This is a genomic window from Oribacterium sinus, from assembly GCF_963537195.1.
Classification (GTDB): domain Bacteria; phylum Bacillota; class Clostridia; order Lachnospirales; family Lachnospiraceae; genus Oribacterium; species Oribacterium sinus_A.
Genome location: NZ_CAUTEG010000102.1, coordinates 1 through 7,561, shown reverse-complemented (window position 1 = coordinate 7,561; position 7,561 = coordinate 1). Strand labels below are relative to the sequence as shown.

10 protein-coding genes are annotated in these 7,561 nt (G+C 38.9%); 3 read left to right on the top strand and 7 right to left on the bottom strand.

What is annotated here, in order from left to right; all coding sequences use genetic code 11:
• A partial coding sequence (locus RYL27_RS09715) for a hypothetical protein (protein WP_314966894.1) occupies window positions 1-203 on the top strand: 203 nt, incomplete at its 5' end.
• Window positions 204-699: 496 nt separating this feature from the next.
• On the opposite strand, the gene vapC (RYL27_RS09710) is transcribed toward RYL27_RS09715, so the two are convergent.
• From vapC (RYL27_RS09710) to vapB (RYL27_RS09680), 7 genes are all read right to left on the bottom strand, one after another.
• Window positions 700-1,101 carry a type II toxin-antitoxin system tRNA(fMet)-specific endonuclease VapC gene (vapC, locus tag RYL27_RS09710; RefSeq protein WP_314966892.1) on the bottom strand — a complete coding sequence of 134 codons (402 nt, stop codon included), beginning with the start codon at window positions 1,099-1,101 and terminating at the stop codon, window positions 700-702.
• Window positions 1,098-1,328: a type II toxin-antitoxin system antitoxin VapB gene (vapB, locus tag RYL27_RS09705; protein ID WP_314834293.1), complete on the bottom strand. Its 231-nt coding sequence runs from the start codon at window positions 1,326-1,328 to the stop codon at window positions 1,098-1,100. Before vapB (RYL27_RS09705) ends, vapC (RYL27_RS09710) begins: the two co-directional genes overlap by 4 nt.
• Window positions 1,329-1,555: 227 nt before the next feature.
• Window positions 1,556-2,632 (bottom strand): sugar ABC transporter substrate-binding protein, encoded by a 1,077-nt coding sequence (locus tag RYL27_RS09700; RefSeq protein ID WP_314834292.1) that lies wholly within the window; start codon window positions 2,630-2,632, stop codon window positions 1,556-1,558.
• Window positions 2,633-2,658: 26 nt separating this feature from the next.
• Window positions 2,659-3,606, bottom strand: coding sequence for an ABC transporter permease (locus RYL27_RS09695; RefSeq protein WP_308578746.1), 948 nt, complete (start codon window positions 3,604-3,606; stop codon window positions 2,659-2,661).
• Window positions 3,603-5,114, bottom strand: a complete 1,512-nt coding sequence (locus RYL27_RS09690; protein WP_314966890.1) for a sugar ABC transporter ATP-binding protein — start codon at window positions 5,112-5,114, stop codon at window positions 3,603-3,605. The genes RYL27_RS09695 and RYL27_RS09690 overlap by 4 nt, the downstream gene beginning before the upstream one ends.
• 575 nt (window positions 5,115-5,689) lie before the next feature.
• The gene (gene vapC, locus RYL27_RS09685) at window positions 5,690-6,091 is read right to left on the bottom strand and encodes a type II toxin-antitoxin system tRNA(fMet)-specific endonuclease VapC (RefSeq protein ID WP_314966887.1); all 402 of its coding nucleotides are present in this window, start codon (window positions 6,089-6,091) and stop codon (window positions 5,690-5,692) included.
• Window positions 6,088-6,318, bottom strand: a complete 231-nt coding sequence (gene vapB, locus RYL27_RS09680) for a type II toxin-antitoxin system antitoxin VapB (protein ID WP_040648648.1) — start codon at window positions 6,316-6,318, stop codon at window positions 6,088-6,090. The genes vapC (RYL27_RS09685) and vapB (RYL27_RS09680) overlap by 4 nt, the downstream gene beginning before the upstream one ends.
• Before the next feature lie 526 nt (window positions 6,319-6,844).
• On the opposite strand from vapB (RYL27_RS09680), the gene RYL27_RS09675 reads away from it, so the two are divergent.
• Together RYL27_RS09675 and RYL27_RS09670 are read left to right on the top strand one after the other, a co-directional pair.
• Window positions 6,845-7,165, top strand: coding sequence for a type II toxin-antitoxin system Phd/YefM family antitoxin (locus tag RYL27_RS09675; protein ID WP_314966885.1), 321 nt, complete (start codon window positions 6,845-6,847; stop codon window positions 7,163-7,165).
• Entirely contained in the window at window positions 7,162-7,491 is a 330-nt protein-coding gene (locus RYL27_RS09670) for a type II toxin-antitoxin system RelE family toxin (protein WP_314966883.1), read from the top strand. The genes RYL27_RS09675 and RYL27_RS09670 overlap by 4 nt, the downstream gene beginning before the upstream one ends.
• Window positions 7,492-7,561: the final 70 nt, after the last annotated feature.

The following is a 7,561-nucleotide window of genomic DNA, read 5'->3' as shown; positions in this document are numbered from 1 at the left end:
CCGGTGCTATGGATAAGGCTAAATTGCCGTCATACAGGCCGGATATGCTTTTAAAATCTCTCATACGTGCTCCTCTCATGCCAAAGGGGGGGATTCTGATTCGTTTATTTTATGTCCGGTTTATTTTCCGACCGGTTTATTTCTCTCGTTTATTCTTGATTCATCTTTTATTGCGTTTTAAAAGGGCTGTCCCTACGGAATAGCCCTTTTATTTTATCACATATTGGAGTATTTCAGTGAATTTGAATATTACTTGCGGTTTTGCTTCTGCCTCATTCTTCTTTTTTGCAAATCAATCAACTGTATCCCAGTAATCTGTTCCGGAATACTCTCATCACCTAAGTGTTGCTCTCGAGACAAGTAACAAATACTTTAGATGATTTTTTTGTTCCAATCTGCATTTTTTCCATCCAGAAAAATCTCAAAACAATTGACCATGCAATGACACGTATCCCTGCTTAAATACCTTCTTCTGTTACATGAGAATCTTTTATGAATCTCTCTCACTGAAGCGCACAGAAGTATGAAATTATGTAAATACAGTCTTCCTATTCGCATGTACCATGCCTATAATGGAGTCAACAAGACGCCTGTAAGAAGATTCTTCTTCCACGTCTTCCCGTGAAGAGCTGATGTCTGAGCTTAATATCAACGAGGCAGATCTTGCTGCCGCAGGGGATGTGGTGATGGAATAAGGAATTATTCTGCCCAATTCTCAATTTTCAGAGCACTCACTCTGGAAAATTCTTTCACGTTATTCGTTACAACTGTATATCCAAGAGACTGCGCATGACCTGCAATCATCATGTCTAGAGGTCCGATCGGCGTACCATTTTTCTCCAAACCTGCTCTAATCTTTCCATAACAATCAGCCGCATCCACGTCAAAATCCAGAATCTCCATATTCGCCAGAAGCATAGACAGTGCCAATCTGTTCTTCTCCACAGCTATGCTCTTTTCTACACCATGCACCAATTCGGCATAAGTGACCGATGATATACACACATCCTCCGGATGAATAGTCTGTAATTTTTGAAATACCTTTTCCGGCTTATGCTTGATTACATAAATACAGACATTGGTGTCAAGCATATACCTCATAGCTCGTCACGCTCTTGCACTTTATCTATTGTTCTTCCATCCGCCATGAAATCATCGGAGAACATATCTATTGCTTTCATAAACGAATCCCACTTGTTTTGTTTAGGAAGCAAAATAACAATATCCCCTATCTTATTTACCATTACCTCATCTGATGAAAACCGACATTCCTTAGGAAGTCTGATTGCCTGACTTCTTCCATTTTTAAAAACCTTTGCAGTCATCATATCGATCACCTTCCTTTTACTTATAAAATATACTATGATATATACCACAATATATATTGCAATATATATCAAGTCAAGAAAATCTTCCCAATAACTTCTTTGAGCAGATGAGCACAAAAGAGGAACTGCAAAAATTGCAGTCCCTCTTCATCTTTATACGAAACTATTTTAATTCATAACCTTCAAAAACTCTTACGAATTTGCTCTTCAACTTATTCTTAGCTTTTTTATTTCTTCAAAATTTCATTAACGTTTTCCTTGGTATACACTACATTCGTTGCAATAACTTCCTTAGGAACAGACTGTCCATAAATCAAATTAGAACAAAGGTCTGCAGAAATTTTACCCTGATCCTCAGTTCCCTGAGAAACTGTTCCTGTCATACCACCGTTAGCAATGGCATTCAATCCATCAGAGGTAGCATCTACACCATAAATCTTAATCTTATCTGTAAGTCCTGCCTCCTTAACTGCCTGCGCCGCACCAACAGCCATACCGTCATTCTGAGCCACAACAGCCTGAATGTCAGAGGATGTAAGCCAGTTCTCAGTAAGTGTTAATGCCTTTGCCGTATCCCAGTCCGCACTGTCTGATGCAATAACCTTTACATCCGGATACTCTGCAAGGACAGAATCAAAACCTTTAGAACGTCCAACCTGTCCATCTGATCCCATAGGTCCAAGAAGCTCAACAATATTTCCTTTTCCGTCAAGATCTTCCATAACCTTCTTCATCAAAGCAGCACCTGTAGATTCATTGTCTGCTCCCACAAAGGTATCTGCAGCATTCTGATCACTGATTCTCTGGTTTAATATAACAACTTTTACACCGGCCTTCTCCGCATCCTTTACCGCTTTCACGATACCGTCTGTAGATACCGGCTCAATGATGATTCCGTCTACGCCAAGTGTCACTGCCTGTTCAATCTGGCTCACCTGTGTTGCTACGTCATTCTTTCCATCATAGATTTTGAAGGAATCTCCTGTGTAGCCAAGCTCTTCCGCTTCTTTTTGTACGGAAGAGGATAAAGTCTTTACAAACTCATTTGTCATATGAGACATAAAGAGTGCCATAGACTTCTTTTCCTCATTTTTCGCCCCGCTAAACTGCTCTGCCTTAGCATCCTTTACAACATCAGAAACTTCCTGTTTGTCTGTCGAAGCCTCCTTGCCTGCTGCTGTAGTTGCCTCAGCTTCTGCCTTTGTTTCCGCTACAGTAGTGCTTTTGCTGTCGGAAGCTCCTCCACAAGCGGTCATCATCAATGACACAGCAAGAAATAAGCCTACAATGATTCTTTTCTTCATAATTTCCTCCTTTGAAAATATATTGTTTATGCGCTCGTCTTTTTACCTCTTAAATCAAGATATACAGCGACCGCAATAATGATTCCTTTGATAATTTGTTGGAAGTTGGATGAAACCCCTAAAATATCTAATCCGTTACTAATCAATGCCAAAAGTAATGCACCAATAATGGTTCCATACCATTTTCCCGAACCACCGGACATGCTTACTCCGCCGATTACCACTGCAGCAATAGCATCCATTTCATAGCCTACACCAACCGTGGGGGAGCCTTGCATAGTTCTTGATGCAATCAGTAAGCCTGCAATTCCGGAAAACACTCCGCAAATGATATAAACCCGAAGCAACATGCTCTTCACATTGATTCCTGAAACTTTTGCCGTAATGCTGTTTCCGCCGATAGCATATACATGACGGCCAAAAACTGTTTTATTCAAGATAAATCCACTAAATACGGCAATGAGTAAAAAGTAAAGCACCAAAATCGGAATCACATTTGCAATAGAAATCCCTGCAATTCCCTCAAACTGTTCCTGTAATCCAAATACCGGAGAACCCCCACTTAGAATCAGCGCCGCACCTCGCACAATGGACATGGTTGCCAGTGTAATAATAAAAGGCGGTAATTCCGCATAGGCTGCTCCGAATCCATTAACCAGCCCTATCAGTGCGCCTGTCCCCAGTGCTCCGAGAATCGGAACAAATATGGGAATACCTTGCATCTGTGCAAGATAGGCCGCAACAACTCCTGACAATGCAACAACAGATCCTGCAGAAAGATCGATGCCTCCGGCAATAATAACAAACATCATTCCACATGCCAAAACGCCATTAATAGATGCTTGCTTTACCACGTTAATTAAATTTCTGGGTTTAGCAAAAGCATTAGGAGAAAGTATCATCAGAATGATTACCAGCACTATAAAAACAACAAATATACCGTAATTCTTGAAGTTTATTTTTTTACGATTCATTGTGTCATTCCTCCTTTTCTTGCAGATGCAAGTCTCATGATTGCTTCCTGGTTAAACTCATCTTTGTTCAACTCTCCGGTGATATATCCTTCAGACATTACATAGAGACGATCACAAATTCCCATCAATTCCGGCATTTCTGAAGAAATCACAATAATCGCTTTCTTTTGTTCCGACAGAGCATTGATTAGTTCGTAAATTTCATGTTTTGCACCAACGTCTATTCCTCTGGTAGGTTCATCAAAGATAATAATTTCCGGCTCTCCTAAAAGCCACTTTGCTAAAACCACCTTCTGCTGATTTCCCCCGCTTAAATTTCCTACAAGCTCATCCCCATTTGGTGTTTTAATACGTAGCTTCTTGATATATTCCTCAGTAACTTCCCCTTCTTTTTTGTCTTGAATAATGCCATGTTTACTTACTTTTTCCGCCAGAGACACCATTGTTACATTTTCTTTTATACTTCCAATCAAATTCAATCCTGATCGCTTGCGATCTTCCGTAGCAAATGCAATTTTATGACGAATAGCATCTTTGGGATTATGAATTTCTATTTCTGCTCCATTAATGCGAAGTTTCCCCTTTTCTCTTGGGGAAACTCCAAAGAGTGCTTCCATTGTCTCACTTCGACCGGAACCTACTAAACCGGCAAATCCCACAACCTCGCCTTCTCTTATCTGAAAGCTAACATCCTTTACATATTTTCCACTTGCAAGATTTTCGACTTCAAATAACACCTTGCCGGGATGATTGGTTTTCTTCGGATAAACATCCTGAAGCTCTCTACCCACCATTGCACGGATCAAATCTTCCTCTGTAAAGTTTTTGGTCTCATCTACACGTATCAGGTGACCGTCACGAAGTACTGCGATTTTGTCTGAAATTTTGAAGATTTCATCCATCTTATGAGAAATATAAATAATCAAAACACCGGCTTTTTTCAGCTTTTCTATCTGTTCAAAAAGAATTGTAGCCTCTGCTTCTGTAATTGCCGAAGTAGGCTCATCCATAATAATCACTTTTGCATGAACAGAAATCGCTTTTACTATTTCAATCAATTGCATTTGGGCAACAGAGAGATTTCTCATCAAGTCCTTTGCATCAATTTTAATCCCTACAGAATCCAAAAATGCCTGTGCTTGTTTCCGTTGTTCATCCATATCAACGCGAGCAGGAATCCCCTTCTTTTTGATTTCTCTTCCCAGAAAAATGTTTTCAGAAACCTCCATATCCAATAGTACATTCAGTTCCTGATGAATCATGACAATTCCCTTATCCATAGCAGCCTTGGGACTTTGAAATTGCTCTTTATTTCCCTCCAGAAAGATTTCTCCACGATCTGCTTGGGCAATTCCCATCAGAATTTTCATCAGAGTGGATTTTCCGGCTCCATTTTCTCCCATAAGTGCCAGAACTTCACCACCTTCTGCACTAAAGGAAATATCGTCCAGTACTTTTACCCCCGGATAATCTTTACTGATATTTCGCATTTCTAAAAGATGACTCATATATTTACCTCTCAGCTAGTTCCTAATCATCTACTTTCATGCATCCAAGAAAAGTTTCCCCCATCATTTCTTCCAAATACAATGCATATCAATAAAGTATATTTAAATTAATTGTGTATATTATGGATATAACATGGTCTATTTTTGATAATATTATTGTTATATTTTGGATTATAATTCCTTGAAACGAGGCAGTCAATGCCGACTATCATATTCGTGATTTTACATACATCTCCATGGTTATAATTATTTATTATTACCCAATTAATTTATATTAATAATTAACTATTTCAAATAAAGCTACCATAGCTTTTTATATTCCATCACTTGAACAACCACATACTTTTACTTTGGCCAAACAAATTAATTTATAATTTTGTAGAAAAAATACATAAATATCAATTTAATGTGTAGATACTTCAAGGAGCTTATTATGATACTTTACTATCAAGAATGCATTGATAAATACTGTAGTGATTACAGGCTAAAAAAGACTTTTTGACGAAAAGCTTTTAAAGGAAAAAAGTATAAAATAATTCGCTGATGCATAAAATTGCCTGAGAAACAAGAAACAATTATTCTGCCCAATTCTCAATTCTCAGAGCACTCACTCTGGAAAATTCTTTCACGTTATTCGTTACAACTGTATATTCAAGAGACTGCGCATGACCTGCAATCATCATATCGAGAGGACCTATAGCTGTTCCTTTCTTCTCCAAATCTGCTCTAATCTTCCCATAACAATCAGCCGCCTCCACGTCAAAGCCCAGAATCTCCATATTCGCTAGAAACATGGAGAGTGCCAATCTGTTCTTCTCCACAGCTGCACTCTTTTCTACACCATGCACCAACTCGGCATATGTGACCGATGATATACACACATCCTCAGGATGAATAGTCTGTATTTTTCGAAATACCTTTTCCGGCTTATGCTTTATCACATAAATGCAAATGTTGGTGTCAAGCATATATTTCATAGCTCGTCACGCTCCTGCACTATATCTGTTGTTCTTCTGTCCGCCATGAAATCATCTGAGAACATATCTATTGCTTTCATAAATGAATCCCACTTGTTTTGTTTAGGAAGCAGAATAACAATATCACCTATCTTATTTACCACTACCTCATCTGATGAAAACCGGCACTCTTTAGGAAGTCTGATTGCCTGACTTCTTCCATTTTTAAAAACCTTTGCAGTCATCATATCGATCACCTTCCTTTTTCTTGTAATATGTACAAAAATATATACCACGATATATACTAAGTCAAGAAAAGCCTTTCTACATATCCTATTTTTGTGTTTTTTCCTATATCTCTTTTCTTTTTAAGTAAATCGTACAATGGTACCCCTATAATCTTTCCCTGCACAATCTCTTCGGCTAAGTGCTGCTCTAGAAACAAGAACTTTAGATGATTTTTTTGTTCCAATCTGCATTTTTTTCATCCATAAGAATACCTGTTGCATGAAAATCTTTCATAAATCTCTCTAACTAATACAAACAGAAGTATGAAATGGTGTAAATACAGTCTTCCTGTTCGATATTGTTTTTTGAAAATAGAATTCCATGTCTGATACCCGAATAATGATTTAAAGAAAAATCTACCGCCTCGCTTCCGACAATGTACATAACATCGATTTATTGTAATTACTTTTTATCGTCATTTAATAATGTTCAACTTGATTCTCATCTTTAACATGCCTATAATTGAGACAAACGGAGGTAATTACTATGGCATATACAGCAGATATTCTCGACAGTCTTGTTCCTATTACACAGTTTAACCGCGGTCAGGCTTCCAGGATTTTTGATCGTCTTCATACCGAAAACCAGCTCATCGTTTTAAAAAACAACCAGCCTGCGGCTATTATCCTGTCTCCTTCTGAATTCCAACGTCTGAGTGAAATCGAAGAAGACTATACTTTGCTCCTTGAGGCAACAAGACGCCTTAAAGAAGATTCTTCTTCCACGTCTTCCCGAGAAGAAGTGATGTCTGAACTTAATATCAGTGAGTCAGAGCTTGCTGCCGCAGGGGATGTGGTGATTGAATGAGCTGGCAAGTCGAATATTTGGAAGAGGCCAAAAAGGATCTGAAAAAGCTGGATCGAAGTGCTCAAATTATCGTCCTCAAAGGAATTGATAAGGTAAGTGAAAACCCGCTCCCCGTTCAGCAGGGCGGTTATGGAAAACCTCTCGGAAATAAGAGCGGAACCAATCTCACAAATCTTCTAAAAATCAAATTCCGGGATATTGGCATCCGAGTCGTCTATAAAGTCGAATACACAGCCACTGTGATGAAAATCATCGTTATTTCCGCACGAGCAGACGAGCAGGTATATATAGAGGCTACCAAACGGAGAACGAAGCACGAACTGTAAGCTACATATTGTTATATCGAGTAGGAGGCGGCGACTAACCGCCGTCCTCTCACAGCACTGTACGTACGGT

Coding starts and splice junctions, on each gene's coding strand:
- RYL27_RS09690 (WP_314966890.1), bottom strand. CDS start 5,114: ATGAGTCATCTTTTAGAAATGCGAAATATCAGTAAAGATTATCCGGGG.
- RYL27_RS09675 (WP_314966885.1), top strand. CDS start 6,845: ATGGCATATACAGCAGATATTCTCGACAGTCTTGTTCCTATTACACAG.
- vapC (WP_314966887.1), bottom strand. CDS start 6,091: ATGAAATATATGCTTGACACCAACATTTGCATTTATGTGATAAAGCAT.
- vapB (WP_040648648.1), bottom strand. CDS start 6,318: ATGATGACTGCAAAGGTTTTTAAAAATGGAAGAAGTCAGGCAATCAGA.
- RYL27_RS09700 (WP_314834292.1), bottom strand. CDS start 2,632: ATGAAGAAAAGAATCATTGTAGGCTTATTTCTTGCTGTGTCATTGATG.
- vapC (WP_314966892.1), bottom strand. CDS start 1,101: ATGAGGTATATGCTTGACACCAATGTCTGTATTTATGTAATCAAGCAT.
- vapB (WP_314834293.1), bottom strand. CDS start 1,328: ATGATGACTGCAAAGGTTTTTAAAAATGGAAGAAGTCAGGCAATCAGA.
- RYL27_RS09695 (WP_308578746.1), bottom strand. CDS start 3,606: ATGAATCGTAAAAAAATAAACTTCAAGAATTACGGTATATTTGTTGTT.
- RYL27_RS09670 (WP_314966883.1), top strand. CDS start 7,162: ATGAGCTGGCAAGTCGAATATTTGGAAGAGGCCAAAAAGGATCTGAAA.